The organism is Actinomadura sp. NPDC048955 (assembly GCF_040649435.1).
Lineage (GTDB): Bacteria > Actinomycetota > Actinomycetes > Streptosporangiales > Streptosporangiaceae > Spirillospora > Spirillospora luteofluorescens.
The window spans coordinates 1-15817 of record NZ_JBEZJI010000041.1; the positions used below are offsets into that span (position 1 = coordinate 1).

Genomic DNA, 15817 nt, shown 5'->3' on the forward strand with positions numbered 1-15817 from the left:
GAAGCAAGAAACTGATCGCGCAGCGAGCCGCAAGGCGAGCCGGAGCGATGCCAGCGATCGCACGCAGTGTCTTTGTTTCGGGCCCCCAGGGCCCGAAACAAAGACACTGCAATAAACACTGTCCGGCGGGGTGGGGAGGGCTGTTGTGCGGTCTAACGCCGATCGTGCGGGGTGGCGGGGGTCCGTAGCGTTCGTGGGGTTCCCCCTAGAGAGCGCAGGTGAGAGCGGTGCGGATCGCTTTTCTTTCGGCCGGTACTCGTGGTGATGTGCAGCCGATGATCGCCATTGGCGATGAGCTGGTGCGGCGCGGGCACGAGGTGGTGGTGGCCGTGAACTCCGATCTGGCGCCGTGGGTGCGCAGGGCGGGGCTGGAGGCTTTTTCGACGGGTACGGACATCGGCCGGTTCCTCAGTTCGGAGGAGGGCCGCGCGATGCTGGCGCGGGGGCGGGCGATGACGGCGATCCGGCGGATCGCGGCGGACGAGCGCAGGGTGAACGGCGAGATCACTGAGGCCTGCCGGGCCGCGGCGGAGGGCGCCGACCTCATTCTGACCACGTTGACGATGGGGCTGCGCGGGTTCTATCTGGAGGAGGCGCTCGGGATTCCCAGCCGGATCCTGTACTCCTTCCCGATTCAGCCCACCGGGGACTTCACGAGCAGCATCATGCCGCGGGTGCGGGACTTCGGTGTGCCGTGGGCGAATCGGGCGAGTTCGCGGGTGCTGAATCAGCTGTACTGGCTCCAGAACAAGGCGAATCTGGACGAGTTGTGCGACGCGATGGGGGTTCCGCGGGTGCGGCGCCTACCGCGTCAGGAGGACTGGCCCGCGCTGCATCTGTACAGCCGGCATGTGGTGCCGGTCCCGTCCGATCTGCCTTCCCAGCATGAGCTGGTGGGCTGGCCGGTGCTGGGTTCGGCGCTCCGGGAGCGTCTCGGTGAGGGGGTCGTGGACGCCGGGCTGGACGCGTGGCTCGATGCGGGGACGCCGCCGGTCTATTTCGGGTTCGGCAGCATCCCGGTTCTCTCGCCTGAGGAGACGCTGCGCAGTCTGGCGGAGGTGACGGCGCGGCTGGGGGTTCGCGGGCTCGTCGGGGTCGGGTGGAGCGAGCTCGGGCGGTTCGCCGGCGACCTGCCGGAGCATCTGTACGTCGCGCGGTCGGACTTCGACCATGACCGGGTGCTGCCGCGGTGCCGTGCCGCGGTCCACCACGGGGGCGCCGGGACGACCGCGTCGGCGCTGCGGGCGGGCCTTCCGGCGGTGGTCGCCAGCGTCTACGCCGACCAGCCGTTCTGGGGGTGGCGCGTCGAGCGGCTCGGCGCCGGGGTCACGCTGCCGTTCCGCAGGCTCACGCCGGACCGGCTTCACCGCGCTCTCGGCCGGGTGCTCGACCCCGCGTACCGCGACCGCGCTCGGGCGCTGGGCGACGCCTTGCGCAAGGAGGACGCCGTCGCGCTGACCGCCGACCTGGTGGAGCGGTGGGGTCCGGTCCGTACTTCTACCCATTCCTAAGTGTTCTTGCAGGTGGATTCCATGACGGAAACAGTGATTTCAGCCGTGTCCGGGGCTCTTCCGGACTACTCGCAGATTCCGCGGATTCGGGTGACTCGGGCGCTGGACGGGCTCGCGCCGGGGTACCTGTTCATGTCGCCGCAGTCCCTTCTGGAGCCGAAGAAGTGCCACGGCCCGCAGATCGCGGACGACCGGGGGCGCACGCTGTGGTTCCATCCCGTTCCCGAGGGCGAGTACGCGACGAACGTCCGGGTGCAGCGGTACCGGGGTGAGCCGGTGCTCACCTGGTGGCAGGGCGCGGCGACCGAGACGGGTGTTGGCGACGGGACGGGGTACGTCCTCGACCGCCGGTACCGCACCGTCGCGACCGTGAGGGCCGGCGGCGACCAGCCCTTCGACCTGCACGAGTTCCTGCTGACCGAGCGCGGCACCGCGCTGCTGGTCAGCTACCAGCCCAAGCCCTGCGACCTCAGCCCCATCGGCGGGCCCGCGGACGGCGTCGCGCTGGACAGCGTGGTCGAGGAAGTGGACGTGGAGACGGGCGAGGTGCTGCTGCACTGGAGCGGGCTGGAGCACGTTCCGCTCGCCGAGAGCGACCTGCCGGCGGCGCTCGCCGACCCCTACGACCATCTGCACGTCAACTCGGTCGCCGTCGACGACGACGGGGACCTGCTGATCACCGCGCGGATGTCGTCGGCCCTCTACAAGGTGGACCGGCGGACGGGCGAGATCGTCTGGAAGCTCGGCAGCGCGCACAGCTCGTTCGTCCTGGGCGTGGGGGCGCGGTGCCACTGGCAGCACGACGGGCAGCCCTGCGGGGACGGCGTCTACCGGTTCTTCGACAACGCGACGAACGAGCTGCTCGCGGGGTACGAGTCGCGGGTGGTGTGGGTCCGCGCCGACACGGCCACGGCCATGGCGACGTTCGTCCGGCAGGTCACCCATCCCGAGCACCTGTCCGCCATCGCCGAGGGCAACGCTCAGGACCTGCCCAACGGCAACACCCTCGTCGGGTGGGGGCGGGCCGCGCGGATCTCCGAGTTCTCGCCCGCGGGCGATCTGCTGTTCGACGCGCACTCCCCCACGGGCAACGGCTGGACCACCTACCGGGTCTACCGGTACCCGTGGGACGGCATGCCGGAGACGCCGCCGCAGGTCAGGGTCGAGGACGGGCGCGTCCACGCCGTGTGGAACGGGGCCACCGGCGTCGCGCGCTGGCGGCTGTACGCGGGCCGTGACGAGGGCGCTCTCGAAGCCGTCGGAACCGTGGACTGGGACGGGCTCGACACGTCCGCGCCGCTGCCGGACGGCGGCCACCGGTTCGTGCGGGTCGAGGCGCTCGACGCCGGCGGCCGGTCCATGGGCGCCTCCCCCGTCACGCCGGTCGGGGTCTGACTCCGCATCCACCAACCGCCCCGCGCAGACCGAGAGGACAAGCGATGGACGCACCAGCGCACAGGTTCACCCGGGCGCTCGCCGACTTCGAGCGGCGGGACGCGCGGGCCGACTCCCCCACCGGGCCGCCGGCCGGCGAGCCGGTGGCGGTGGTGTCGATGGCGTGCCGCCTTCCGGGCGGCGCGGACGATCCGGATGGGTTGTGGCGGCTGCTGTCCGGCGGCGAGGACGCGATCGAGGAGTTCCCGGCGGACCGCCTGGACGCCGGGGCGCTCTACGACCCCGACCCCGACGCCGCGGGCCGGACCTACTCCCGCCACGGCGGCTTCGTGCACGACATCGACGCGTTCGACCCGCGCTTCTTCGGCATCACCACACGGGAGGCCGCGGCGATGGACCCCCAGCAGCGGCTGCTGCTGGAGACGGCCTGGGAGGCGCTGGAGCGGGCCGGGACCGTTCCGGCCCGGCTCGCCGGGAGCCCGACCGGCGTCTACCTCGGCATGCTCGGCAGCGACTACCTCTCCGGGCTGAGCCTGGACCAGTTCAACGGCTACGTCGGCACCGGTTCGGCGCTGAGCGTGGCCTCGGGGCGGCTCGCCTTCACGCTCGGGCTGGTCGGCCCGGCGATGACCGTCGACACCGCCTGCTCGTCGTCGCTGCTGGCGGTGCACCTGGCCGCGTCCGCGCTGCGCGCGGGCGAGTGCGACCAGGCCCTCGCCGGAGGGGCCACGCTGATGACGACCCCGTACACGTTCGTCGAGTTCAGCCGGATGCGGGCCCTGTCGCCGACGGGCCGGTGCCGGTCGTTCTCCGGCGACGCCGACGGCACGGCGTTCTCCGACGGCGTCGCGATGCTCGTGCTGAAGCGGCTCGCCGACGCCCGCCGCGACGGCGACGAGGTGCTGGCGGTGCTGCGCGGCAGCGCCGTGGGACAGGACGGCCGCAGCACGGCGCTGACGGTGCCGAGCGGGCCCGCGCAGGAGCGGGTGACGCGGCGGGCGCTGGAGCTGTCCGGCCTGGCCCCGGCGGACATCGACTACGTCGAGGCGCACGGCACCGGGACCACGCTGGGCGACCCGATCGAGGCCAGGGCGCTGGCGCGGGTGTTCCGGGACACCCGGCCGCCGGACCGGCCGCTGCGGATCGGCTCGATCAAGTCGAACATCGGGCACACGCAGGCCGCCAGCGGCCTGGCCGGGCTGATGAAGGTCGTGCTGGCGCTGAGGCACGAGACGCTGCCGCGCACTCTGCACGCCGAGCGGCCCACCCGCCGCGTCGACTGGGAGAGCAGCGGCCTGCGGCTCGTCGGGGAGCCGGTGGCCTGGCCGCGCGGGGAGCGTCCCCGCCGGGCCGGGGTGAACTCCTACGGGATCAGCGGCACGAACGTGCACGTCATCGTGGAGGAGGCGCCGGAGGAGCCGCGCCCGCGGGCCGCGGCGCACCCGACGCGGGAACCCGGGCTGTTCGTGGTCTCCGCGCGCGGCGGGTCCGCGCTGCGCCGCCAGGCGGGCAGGCTGGCGGCGCACCTGGAGGACGGCGGCCGCGACGCGCCGCTGCCGGACGTCGCGCACACCCTCGCCAACCGGCGGACCCACTTCGACCGCCGCGCCGTCGTGCTGGCCGCGGACCGGGAGACGCTCGTGTCCGGCCTGAACGCCGCCGCGGCCGGGCGGTCCGCCCCGGGCCTGGTGCTGTCGCCGTCCCGCGAGCCGGTCACGGGCGGGCTCGCGTTCGTCTTCCCCGGCCACAGCGCGCGGTGGACCGGCATGGGCGCGGAGCTGGCGGCCCGCTCCGAGGCGTTCGCCGACGCGCTCGCCGAGTGCGACGAGGCGATCCGCCGCCAGGTGGGCTGGTCGGTGGTGGCGGCCATGCGGGGCGGGGACGGGGCCCCCGATCTCGAACGGCCCGACGTCACGCAGCCGGTCCTGTTCGCGTTCGGCTGCGCGCTGACGCGGATGTGGCGGTCGCTCGGCGTGGAGGCCGGAGCGGTCGTCGGGCACTCGCTCGGGGAGATCACCGCCGCGCACGCCGCGGGCGCCCTCACGCTGGACGAGGCCGCCGCCGTCGTGACCCGCCGGGGCCTCGCCGTGCGTCCGGCCGCGGGCCTCGGCGGGTCGCTCGCCGTGGGGCTGCCCGAGGAGAGCGTGCGGGAGATGCTCGCCGAGTACGGGTCGCGCCTCGACGTGGCGGCGGTCAACAGCGGCCGGGCCACCACCGTCTCGGGCGACCTGAACGCGCTGATCGCGCTGCGGGCGCAGTTGCAGCAGGACCAGGTCCCCGTCCAGGACGTGCCGGTGGGATTCGCCACGCACAGCTTCCACATGGACCCGGTCGGCGCCGAGCTGCGGGAACGGCTCGGCGACGTCTCCGGCGCGCCCTGCCCGACGCCGCTCTACTCGACGGTGCTCGGCGAGCCGGTGCCCGGGGACGCCCTCGACGCCGGCTACTGGGCCCGCAACCTGCGCGAGCCCGTCCGCTTCGCCGCGACCGTGCGCCGCATGCTCGCGGACGGCTTCCGCTACTTCGTGGAGGTGGGCGCGCGTCCCGCCCTGCTGTCGTCGATCAAGGCCGTGGCCGCCGAGGAGGGCGTCGAGGTCGCGGTCGCGGGCTCGCTGAACCGCGACGGCGGCGAGCACGACGGGGTCCTGCGCAACCTCGCGCTGCTGGTCGCCGACGGGTACGCGCCCAACTGGTCGAAGGCGGCCCCGGCGGGACGCCACGTGGACCTGCCCACCTACGCCTTCGAGCGCGGACGCTACTGGACGTCCGCCAAGGCCGCCCCCGCGGCCGAGCGGGGCGGCATGCCGCTCCTGCACCGGCACGTCGAGGACAGCGAGGTCCCCGGCCGCCTCATCGCCCAGGCCGACGTCGACCTGCGCGACGACCGGTTCGGGTATCTCGCCGGCCACCGCGTCGGCGGGACGGTCTGGCTGCCCGCCTCGGCGTTCCTGGAGATGGCGCTGGAGGCGTCCACCGAGCTCCAGGACGCCGTCCAGCTCGCCGGTGTGCGGTTCGAGCGCCCGCTGCGGCTGCGCGAGGACGAGGCCGTCCGCCTCCAGCTGGTCGTCCAGCCCGCCGACGCCGAGGGGCGGCGGGCCTTCACCATCGCCTCCCGGTCCTGCGGCGACCCGCAGGCCGCGTGGACCGACCACGTCGTGGGACGGTTCGAGCCCGCCGGCGCGCAGGAGCCCGAGGAGACGGAGTCCCTCGCCGAGTTGCGGCGGCGGTGCGGCGAGGAGGTGGGGCTCCCGGACCTCTACGCCGCGATGTCGGCCGCGGGGATCGACTACGGCGACGCGTTCCGGGCCCTGAAGGCGGCGTGGAGGGGGCAGGGCGAAGCGCTGGGGCACCTGGCGGAGATGCCGGGATCGTCCTACCTGCTCCACCCCGCCGTGCTGGATTCGGCGCTGCGCACCGGCGCGCTGCCGGGCGATGTCCCGGCCGGCGGGATGTTCGTGCCCGCGGGGGCAGGCCGGGTCCGCTTCACCGGCGTGCGGTCGCGGCCGGTCTGGGCGGCCTGCCGGCTCCGGTCGCTGACCTCGGGGGCGGCGGTGCTGGACCTGCGGCTCCTGGACGAGGACGAACGGCTCGTGCTGGACGTCCGGGGCTTCGAGCTGGCCGCCCCGTCCCCGGCGGACAGGTCGCTGTTCGAGGTCGAATGGAGGCCCCGGCCGCCCGCCTCGCGGGCCCCCGGCCGGGGCCCGTGGCTGATCCTGGCCGACGGCTCCGGAGTCGGAGCCGACCTCGCCCGGCGGCTCGGTCCGGTGCCGCACGTGCTCGTCCGGCGCGGCGCCGCGTTCGGCCCCGACGGCTCCGGCGGCTACACCGTCGATCCCCGGGACCCGGCGCACTTCGCGCGGCTGCTCGGCGAGGCGTTCGGCGACGGACCGCCCGAACGGGTCGTCCAGCTGTTCGGCCTGGACGCACCGGCGATCACCTCGTCCGAGTCGCTGGCGGAGGCGGCCCTGCTGTGCTGCACGACGACGCTGCACCTGGTCAGGGCGCTGGCGGACCGCTCCTTCGACCCCGCTCCGCGCCTGTTCCTCGTCACCCGGGGAAGCCAGGCGGCGGAAGCGGGCGCGCGGGTGACCGATCCGCAGCAGGCGCTCGGGTGGGGCTTCGGAGGAACGGTCGCCCGCGAGTATCCGGAGCTGCGCGCCACGCTCGTCGACATGCCCGCCGAGGGCGGGACGGACGCGCTCTGGACCCAGCTCCGGCACGCCGACGAGGAGCCCTGGGTCGCGCTGCGCGACTCGGGGCGGCTGGTGCCGCGGCTGTCGCGCACCCGTCCCGACGGCGGCGCCGTGACCCTGCGCCCGGACCGGACGTACCTGGTCACCGGCGGTCTCGGCGGCCTCGGCCGGGTCGCCGCCGAGCGGCTCGTCGCGCTGGGCGCGCGGCACGTGGCCGTCCTCGGCCGCGGCGGGCCGGACGCGGGGGCGGCCGAGTGGATCGCCGGGCTCGCGGCGCGGGGCGCGGACGTCCACACCGTCCGCGCCGACGTCGCGGACCGCGCCCCCCTGGAGGCGGCGCTCGGCGCCCTGAGCCGCGAGGCGCCCCCGGTCGCGGGGATCGTGCACGCCGCCGGCGTCCTGGACGACGCGACCCTGCGGACGCTGACCCCGGAGCGGATCGCCCGGGTGCTGGCGCCCAAGGTGCTGGGCGCAGCGCTGCTCACCGAACTGGTGCCGGACACCGACTTCCTGGTCCTGTTCTCCTCGGCCGCGGGCCTGCTCGGACCGGCGGGGCAGGGTTCCTACGCCGCTGCGAACGCCTTCCTGGACGCCTGGGCCCACGCGCTCGCGGCGACCGGGCGACCGGCGCTGAGCCTGGACTGGGGCGCCTGGTCGCAGGTCGGCATGGCCGCGGACGCCGGCCGGTTCCCCGCGCTCGCGCGGTCCGGCATGGCGAGCCTCTCCCCGGCCGAGGGCGGGGACCTGTTCGAGCGCCTGCTCGGCTCGTCCCGGCGCCGCCTCGCGCCGATCGCGCTCGACCGGGCGGCGCTGGAGCGTCCCTCCGGGCTCGCCGCGGCGCATCCGATCCTGTCCGAGCTGGCCGGACGCCCCACCGCCAGCCCGGCCTCCGAGGGGGTCGCGGCCCTGATCCGCGCCGCGGCGACGGATGACGAGCGCACCCGCCTGGTCGAGGAGTTCCTGCGGGGCGCGGTGGCCGAGGTCACCGGCGACGCCGCCGCCGAGGTGCCGATGGGCAGGTCGATGCAGGAGCTCGGTTTCGACTCGCACTCGCTCGTGGTGCTGCACGACGCCATCACGCGCACGCTCGGCGTCGGGACGTCGCTGTCGGCGCTGGCTGCCATGGACGTGCGGAGCCTCGCGGCCAAACTCCTCCAAGCGCCGGTCACCGCAGGCGGGACACCACCGATCGAACCGGCCGGGGAGCGGGCGGACGACGGGGCGGAGGTCGTGTTCCGGCCGGTCCCGGCGGACGTGACGCGCCTCCTGCGGACGGAGCAGCAGGGCACGCCGAGCGTGGCCCACCACATCGGCATGGCCGTCCGGCTGGGGTCGCCCGTCACGAGGGAGGCGCTGGCGGAGGCCCTCAGCGGGCTCGCGGACCGCCACTCCGCCCTGCGCACGGCCATCGTGCGGGACCCCGAGCACGGCACGCGGTTCGCGGTCCACCGGCGGCCCGCCGGGGAGCTGCTGCGCTGGTCGACGACCGAGGACGCGGACGCCGAGGCGGCGCTCCAGCGGCTGATGGAGCCGCCGTTCGACCTCGCGACGGCGCCGCTGTGGCGCTTCGAGATGGTGGAGTCCGCGTCCGGGGACCAGGTCCTGGTCTTCGGCGCCCACCACGCCGTGAGCGACGTGCAGTCGCTGATCCTCGCCGTCGCGGAGATCGGGGCGGCGCTGTCCGGCGCTCCCCCGGCCGCGCCCCCGCGGGACGACATCGACCTGCTGATCGAGGCCCGCTCGGCCGCGGCGCCGCAGGAGGAGGACGAGGAGGCGGCGGCGCGGTGGCGGGAGGAGTTCACCGGCTGCCGCAGACTGGACCTGGTGGAGAGCCGCCCGGCGAAGCGGACGTTCCGCGCGGGCACCCTGGCCCTGGACATCCCCGGCGGCCTCCTCGACCGGGTGGCGGAGCAGGCGAGGGAACTGGCCGTGACCCCGGCCGCCCTCTGCCTCGGGACGCTCCAGGTGTTCCTCGCGCGGCTGCGGGACCGGAGCCGGTTCGCGCTGGCGGTCCCGGTGGACTCCCGGATGCACGCCGGAGCGTCCGGCGCGCTCGGCTACTTCGGGGTCCCGGTGCCGCTCGCGGCCGAGGTCAACGGGGGCGAGGCCATCGCCGACGTCGTGGCCAGGACCGACGCCCGTCTCAAGCGGGTGCTGGAGAAGGGGGCCTCGTTCTCCGGCGCGATGGCCGCCCTCGCCGGCGCCGGCCTGCACCGGGCGGACGCGCCGCTGGTCGAGGTGTACTTCAACCACATCCGGGCGCGGGGGCCGGCGGCGGCCGGGCCGGAGATCGTGCCGGCCGGGACCGGCTACCTCGACCTCGACCTGATGGTCAGCATGGGGCCCGGCCTCGGGCACCTGCGGCTCGACCACAACCTCGACATCCTCGACGAGGCGGCCGCCGCCCGCCTCGGCCGCGGCTACCTCGACCTCCTCGCGCGGGTCGCGGACGGGGGCGCGGCGGAGCCCGCGACGGGAGCGCCCGCCCCGCCGGCCCCGGGCTCCGCCGCCTCGGTGGCGGTGGCGGCCACGTTCGCCCTCGGCCACCTGCCCGCCCTCCTCGGCGCCGCCCTCGCCGAGACCGGCGGTGACGCGCCGGACGTCGTCGCGGCGCCGGACCAGCAGCCCCTGGCGAGCGTCCTGGCCCCGGACGGCGCGTTCGCCCAGGCGTCCACCACGGCCGGGATCGTGCTGCTGCGCGGAAGCGACCTGGCCCGGTCCGGTCCCGTGCGCGACGAGCTGCTGGCGCAGCTGGCCGAGGAGTACCCGGCGGCCCTCGGCGCCCTGCACGACCGGACCCGGCGACCGGTGATCCTCGGCGTCCTGCCCTCCCGCACCGGCGACGCCCGGCTCCGGGAGTGGGAGGAGGAGCTGATGTCGCGGCTGGAGGGCCGGCCGGGCATCGCGGTCGTGCGGCCGGACGACTGGACGCGGGACCATCCCGTCGCCGAGCCCTTCGACGAGGGCACCGAGGCCCTCGCCCACCTGCCCTTCACCGCCGGGTTCCAGGCGGCCGTGGCGCTCACCGCCGCCGGGACGGTCCGGGCGGTCCGCCGCCCGGCGCCCAAGGTGATCGCCGTGGACGGGGACGAGACCCTGTGGGGCGGCGTCGCGGGCGAGGTCGGCCCGGACGCGGTCGACCTGGCCGGGCCGCGCGCGGTGCTGGCCCGGCGGCTGCTCGCCTGGCGCGCCGCGGGCGTCCTGCTGGTCCTCGTCTCCAACAACGACGAGGCCACGGTGCGCGCGGTGCTGGAGCGGCCCGACGGCGTCCTGCGGCCCGGGCACTTCAGCGTGATCGCCGCGGGCTGGGGGCCGAAGGCCAAGCGGATCAGGGCGGCGGCGGACGAGCTGGGCCTCGGGACGGACAGCGTGCTGTTCCTGGACGACAACCCGGCCGAGATCGCCGCGGTGCGCTCCGACCTTCCGGAGGTCCTGTCGGTGACGTGCCCGCCCGCTCGCGAGCTCGCGGCGTTCGTGCGGCGACTCTGGCCGGCCACCCCGTGGGCGGCCACCCGCGAGGACGCCGCCCGGGCCGGCTACTACCGGCAGGAGCGCGACCGCGAGGCGGCACGCGCCGGGACGAGCTTCGCCGAGTTCCTCGACCGGCTCGAACTGGAGGTCGACGTCGAGCCGCTGTCGGAGGCGGCGACGGAGCGGTCCGTCCAGCTGAGCCGCCGGACCGGCCAGTTCAACCTGCGCCCCGCCGTCCTGGACGCGGCGGCGCTCGACCGGGCGCGGCGGGACGGCGAGGTGTGGACGGTCTCGGCGCGCGACCGGTTCGGCGACTACGGCCAGATCGGCGTCCTGGTGATCCGCCCGGACGGCGGCGCGCTGGAGGTCGCGGCCTGGATGCTGAGCTGCCGCGTGCTCGGCCGGGGGGTGGAGGAGCGGCTGCTGGGGTGGCTCGCCGACCGCGCCGGCGCCCTCGGATGCGCGGCGGTGCGGCTGGTCGCAGAGCACACGCCCCGCAACGCGCCGGCGCGGCGCCTGGTCGCCGCCCTCGCGGGGGTGGAGGACGACGGCCGGCGGCTGGACGTGCTGGTCGAGCCGCGGCGCCTGCGGGCGTTCCGCTCCTGGTCCGGCGCGGCGGAAGACGGCCCGGAGGCCGACGGTGAGTGAATCGTGGAAGGAGATGCAGACGGTGAACGGAGCGGACGCGGACGGGACCGGGCTCGCCCCGGTCCCCGACCGCCGGCACGAGGGCGAACTGCTGGAGCGCAGCGGCCCGGGGCGGACCGAGGTGGCGGACCTGCTGGCCCGGTTCGGGACCGGCGGCGGCGCCGGGCCCGGCGGGGAGCCGCCGCCGGGCGGAGCGGACGGCGCTCCGCCCGAGGGCGGCGCGGGATGGGACCTCGAAGGGCTGGCCGCGGCGATCGCGGCCCGGACGGCGCCCTTCCTCGGCGGCAGGCGGATCGGCGTCGACGTGGACTTCTTCGACGCGGGCGCGACGTCGGTCGACGCCGCCGGGTTCGCGGCGGCGCTCAACCGCGACCTCGGCCTGCGGCTCAGCCTGGACGACGTCTTCGCCGACGCCCGGCCGCGCCGCCTCGCGCGGCTGGGCCTCGCGTCCGCGACGGGCGCGCCCCACCGGGAGCCCGCCGCCGACGCCGCGGACGAGGACGAGAGCGGAGACGAGGGCCTCGACCTGGTGGCGGCCGACCTGGCCCGCGCGGACCGCCTGCCCTGGACCGGCCCGGCCGCCAAGGCCCCGCCCCGCCGGATCCTGCTCACCGGCGCGACCGGCTTCCTCGGCGGGCACCTGCTGCTCGACCTGCTGCGCCGGGGCGACGCGCACGTCGTCTGCCTGGTGCGGGCCGCCGACGCGCGGGCGGGCGAGCGGCGCCTCGGCGAGGCCCTCGCCGGCTTCCGGCTGCCGTGGTCCGCGGAGGTCCGGCGGCGGGTGACGGTGCTGCCGGGCGACATCGCCGAGCCGCGGCTCGGGGTCGACGGCGACCGGTGGGAGGAGCTGGCGCGGGAGGTGGACTCGATCGTCAGCGTCGCGGCGGCCGTCGACTTCCTGCGCGGCTACCCCTCGCTGCGCCGCGCCAACGTGCTCGGCCCGCTGACGCTGGCCGAGCTCGCGGCGACCGGGCCGTCCAAGCCGCTGCACCACATCTCCTCGGTCGCGGTGTTCAACGAGGCCGGCATCGCCTCCATGGGCGAGGACGACCCGCTCGCGCGGGTCGACCGCCTCGCCACCGGCTACGACCGGTCGAAATGGGCGTCGGAGGTGGCGCTGCGGCGGGCCCGCGAGCACGGCCTGACCGTGACGCTCATGCGTCCGGGCGCCATCGGCGGGCACACCCTCACCGGCGCGCACAACCCGACCGACATCGGCAGCGGCCTGCTCTCGGCGTTCTCCCGGTTCCGGAAGGTGCCCGCCTTCCGGGCCGTCAACGCCGCCCCGGTGGACTGGGTCAGCCGCGTCGCCGCCGCCGTCGTGTACGAGCCGGACGGCTGGGGGACGACCTACAACCTCACCGGGCGGCCCAACACGCTGCCGGACGTCCTGCACGACATGCGGCTCGGCGGAATGCACGTCCCGGTGCTCGGCTGGGAGGAGTGGCGCGCCGCCTTCCTGGCGGCCATGGAGGCCGACCCGGTTCCCGAGCTGGAGTTCCTGGCGCGGGTCCTGCGCAACGCGACGGCCGTCAAGCTGGTCGAGGCGACCCTGCTCGGCCCGGCGGCGACCGGCGAGCGCACCGAGGCCTTCGTCGCGCGGCACGGCCTGCCCGAACCGGTCCGCTACGGCGCGCGGGCGCAGCTGAGGACCTACGAGCGGCTCGCGGAGGCCGGCCTGGCGCGGCTCCCCGGCCGCGACGACCCGCCGTACCTGTCGTTCCACGAGACCCTCGAAGGGACGCTGGGCCCCGCGGGCCGGGTCACCGACACGGTCTGCTCGCTGTCGCTGACGCTGTCGATCGCCGGGATGCACCAGCTCGTCACGGAGCGGCGCGTCGACGTGCGCGGCGAGATGACGTGCGCGCGGCTGCACCCGGAACCGCTCACGGTGGAGTCGGGCGACATCGTCGTCCGCCCCGAGGACGGGATCCCGCTGCGCCACGGGCTGCGCCATCCGCTGCTGCGGTACCGGCTCGCGCTCCGCGACGCCGACGGGCGGGGCTGGTGGCTGGAAGGCGTCAAGACCGCCCGCGCGCGCCGCGACCTCTGGCGGCAGGCCCGCACGCTGGCCGTCGAGGTCGGCCGCGAGGGCGAGCCGGCGAGCCTGACCGGCGAGGTCGTCGTGCCGGCCGGCGGCTACGTCCGCGAGCAGATCGACGGCATCGAGGTCGATCCGGCGCTGCCGCCGCCGGAGCAGCGCCTCGCCAAGCTGATGTGGCTCGGCTGGTTCTTCGCCCAGGTCGGCTGGGGCCTGCTCGAACCGGGCCTGCGCGCCGGAGCGGAGCTGCTGGACCTGCGCCGGGACGTGAAGGACCGCAGGAGGGAGATCCGATGACCGCACGAGCGCTCTACGCGCGGCCCGGCGCCGCGGCGATCGAGCACGTCCCGTTCCGGGCGTCCGACGGGACCGAGCTGGCACTGGCCCGCGTGACCCGCGAGGACGACGCGAACGGCGACCGGCCCGCGGTGCTGCTGCTGCACGGCCTCACCGCGTCCTCCGACATGTTCGTCCTGCCGGAGACCCGCAACCTGGTGGACGTGCTGCTCGACGCGGGCTACGAGCCGTGGCTGCTGGACTGGCGCGGCAGCTGCCGGCTCCCCTACAACGACGACGACGGCGCGGGCTACAGCTTCGACGACGTCGCGCTCTACGACATCCCCGAGGCGGTGGCGCGGATCCGGGAGCGGATCGGCGGGCGGCGGCTGTTCGTCGTGGCGCACTGCCTGGGGGCGCTGTCGCTGTCGCTCAGCATGACGGCGGGCCTCGTTCCGGGACTGGCCGGCGTGGTGGCGCAGGGGGTGTTCCTGACACCGAAGCTGGCCGCCTCGACGCGCTTCCGCATGCACTTCGGTTTCGAGGTGCTGCGTCGGCGCATCCGGCACGTCCCCGTCGACTTCCGCAAGGCCGGGTTCCGGTCGAAGTACACCCCGCTGTTCGCCCTGGCGTCCCTCGGGGCGGACTGCCCTGACCCCACCTGCCAGATGCTGCACAACTCCGCCTGGAGCGTGGGCGCGTCGCTGTTCGTCCACGACCAGCTGGACCGGCGCACCCACGAGCGCCTGGCCGACCTGTTCGGAAGCGCCCCCATGTGCGTCATCCCGCACCTGCGGCGCATCGAGCTGGCGCACACCGTGGTGCGGTGGAACCTCTCCGACGGCCGCTACAGCGCGCTGCCGGAGAACGCCCTGGACAGCGCGGACCGCATCGACTGCCCCGTCCTGCTGATGTCCGGAAGCGAGAACGGGCTCTGGCTGGACGCCAACAAGCTGTGCCACGACGTCCTGGCGGCACGGCACCCGCGGCTCGACGCGCGCTACGTCGAGATCCCCGGCTACGGGCACGTGGATCCGTTCATCGGCCGCGGCGCCGCCCTGGACGTGTTCGGGCACATCGTCGAATTCCTCGACGAGCACCGGTGACGGGCAGGGCCGGGCGGCCCGCGAAGCCGCCCGGCCCGCTCGCGGGCGCATGTGAGGGGCCCGCTCGCGGCTCCCTCACATGGGGGCGCCGGGCTCGTGCGCGCAGGCGCGTTCCGCCGGCGGGACCAGTTCCCGCCAGTCCCGCACCGACGTGCCCGTCCGCGGCTCCCCCGGGAACATGTTGGGCAGCAGGTGGTACTCCTCCGCGTACGCGTGGCCGAGCATCCGCAGCCGCTTCTCCAGCCGCCGCTTGACGAACGCGTCCGAGCTCGCGCCGTAGCGGCCGGACGCCGACCCCGCCAGCCGGAACTTCTCCTCCGTCCACTCCCGGCCCCGCAGCGGGAAGTGGTGCATCAGCAGGGACGCCTCGCTCTCCACGACGGGCCTCCTGCCGGGCGGCGCCGCGATGGTGTGCCGGCCGAACATGAAGCGGAGCGAGCCGGGCTCGCGGACGCGGAGCAGCTGGTGCTTCCAGTGGCCCGCCGGGCATGACGGGTTGTCGTGCCGGCGGGCGTTCGGCAGCTCGTCCAGCGGGTGGTGGCGGGGCTTCGGCGCCGACGCCCGGCCCGGGTAGTGCTCCAGGACGCGGCTGCCGACGGTGTCCACCGACGCCGGCAGCGTCCGGACGAGGTCGCGGATCGTGGCGCCCCCCGGGCCGCGCGGGAACTCGTCGGCGTCCACGACGATCCACCACACCGGCCGTCCCGCGGCCCCGGTCCGCTCGTCGACGACCTCCAGCATCCGCCTGGTGCGCCGGAGCTCGTCGAACTTCCCGTCGCTCTCGTCCCGCAGGACGGTCGCGCCCGCGGCCTCCGCCTCCGCCGCGGAGTCGTCGTCGGAGGCGTCGTCCAGGACGAAGACCTCGTCGGCCCCCTCAAGGAAGAGGTTCCTGACGGTGGCGTAGATGACGTCGTCCTCGTTCCAGACCTGGGAGAGGCCGTAGATGAGCGGCTCGTTCTCCTTCGCGCCCTCGTCCGGGAGCGCCCGGCCCGGCTCGAAGGTCTGCCATGTCCTGACGTACCGTCTCCACCACGGCGCGGCAGGCGGGTTGCGCCGGCGGAGGCGCGCCAGAGCCAGTTCCAGCCCGTAGTGCGGGTAGTCGAGGACCCTGGCGTCCGGTCCGTCGCCGAAGAGGAACTCCTGGGTTTCCCATACCTTCATGTCCGGTCCCCGGGC

The 15817-nt window shown here is 75.5% G+C and carries 6 protein-coding genes; 5 read left to right on the forward strand and 1 reads right to left on the reverse strand.

Going from position 1 to position 15817, the window contains the following annotated elements; translation table 11 throughout:
* Positions 1-227 precede the first annotated feature (227 nt).
* From AB0C84_RS30810 to AB0C84_RS30830, 5 genes are all read left to right on the forward strand, one after another.
* Positions 228-1511 carry a glycosyltransferase gene (locus AB0C84_RS30810; protein ID WP_339154093.1) on the forward strand — a complete coding sequence of 428 codons (1284 nt, stop codon included), beginning with the start codon at positions 228-230 and terminating at the stop codon, positions 1509-1511.
* 90 nt (positions 1512-1601) lie between these two features.
* Positions 1602-2906, forward strand: a complete 1305-nt coding sequence (locus AB0C84_RS30815) for an arylsulfotransferase family protein (RefSeq protein ID WP_361073396.1) — start codon at positions 1602-1604, stop codon at positions 2904-2906.
* A 44-nt stretch (positions 2907-2950) separates the two neighbouring features.
* Entirely contained in the window at positions 2951-11218 is an 8268-nt protein-coding gene (locus AB0C84_RS30820; RefSeq protein WP_361073399.1) for an HAD-IIIC family phosphatase, read from the forward strand.
* Complete coding sequence (locus AB0C84_RS30825; protein WP_361073402.1) at positions 11211-13556, forward strand: thioester reductase domain-containing protein; 2346 nt, start codon at positions 11211-11213, stop codon at positions 13554-13556. The genes AB0C84_RS30820 and AB0C84_RS30825 overlap by 8 nt, the downstream gene beginning before the upstream one ends.
* Positions 13553-14641, forward strand: a complete 1089-nt coding sequence (locus tag AB0C84_RS30830; protein ID WP_361073405.1) for an alpha/beta fold hydrolase — start codon at positions 13553-13555, stop codon at positions 14639-14641. The genes AB0C84_RS30825 and AB0C84_RS30830 overlap by 4 nt, the downstream gene beginning before the upstream one ends.
* A gap of 75 nt (positions 14642-14716) precedes the next feature.
* Here AB0C84_RS30830 and AB0C84_RS30835 read toward each other — a convergent pair whose 3' ends face one another.
* Complete coding sequence (locus tag AB0C84_RS30835; RefSeq protein WP_361073408.1) at positions 14717-15802, reverse strand: glycosyltransferase family 2 protein; 1086 nt, start codon at positions 15800-15802, stop codon at positions 14717-14719.
* Positions 15803-15817 lie beyond the last annotated feature (15 nt).

What these genes read in the sequence shown, in the direction of transcription:
- AB0C84_RS30820 (WP_361073399.1), top strand. Translation starts at nt 2,951, where the DNA reads ATGGACGCACCAGCGCACAGGTTCACCCGGGCGCTCGCCGACTTCGAG.
- AB0C84_RS30830 (WP_361073405.1), top strand. Translation starts at nt 13,553, where the DNA reads ATGACCGCACGAGCGCTCTACGCGCGGCCCGGCGCCGCGGCGATCGAG.
- AB0C84_RS30835 (WP_361073408.1), bottom strand. Translation starts at nt 15,802, where the DNA reads ATGAAGGTATGGGAAACCCAGGAGTTCCTCTTCGGCGACGGACCGGAC.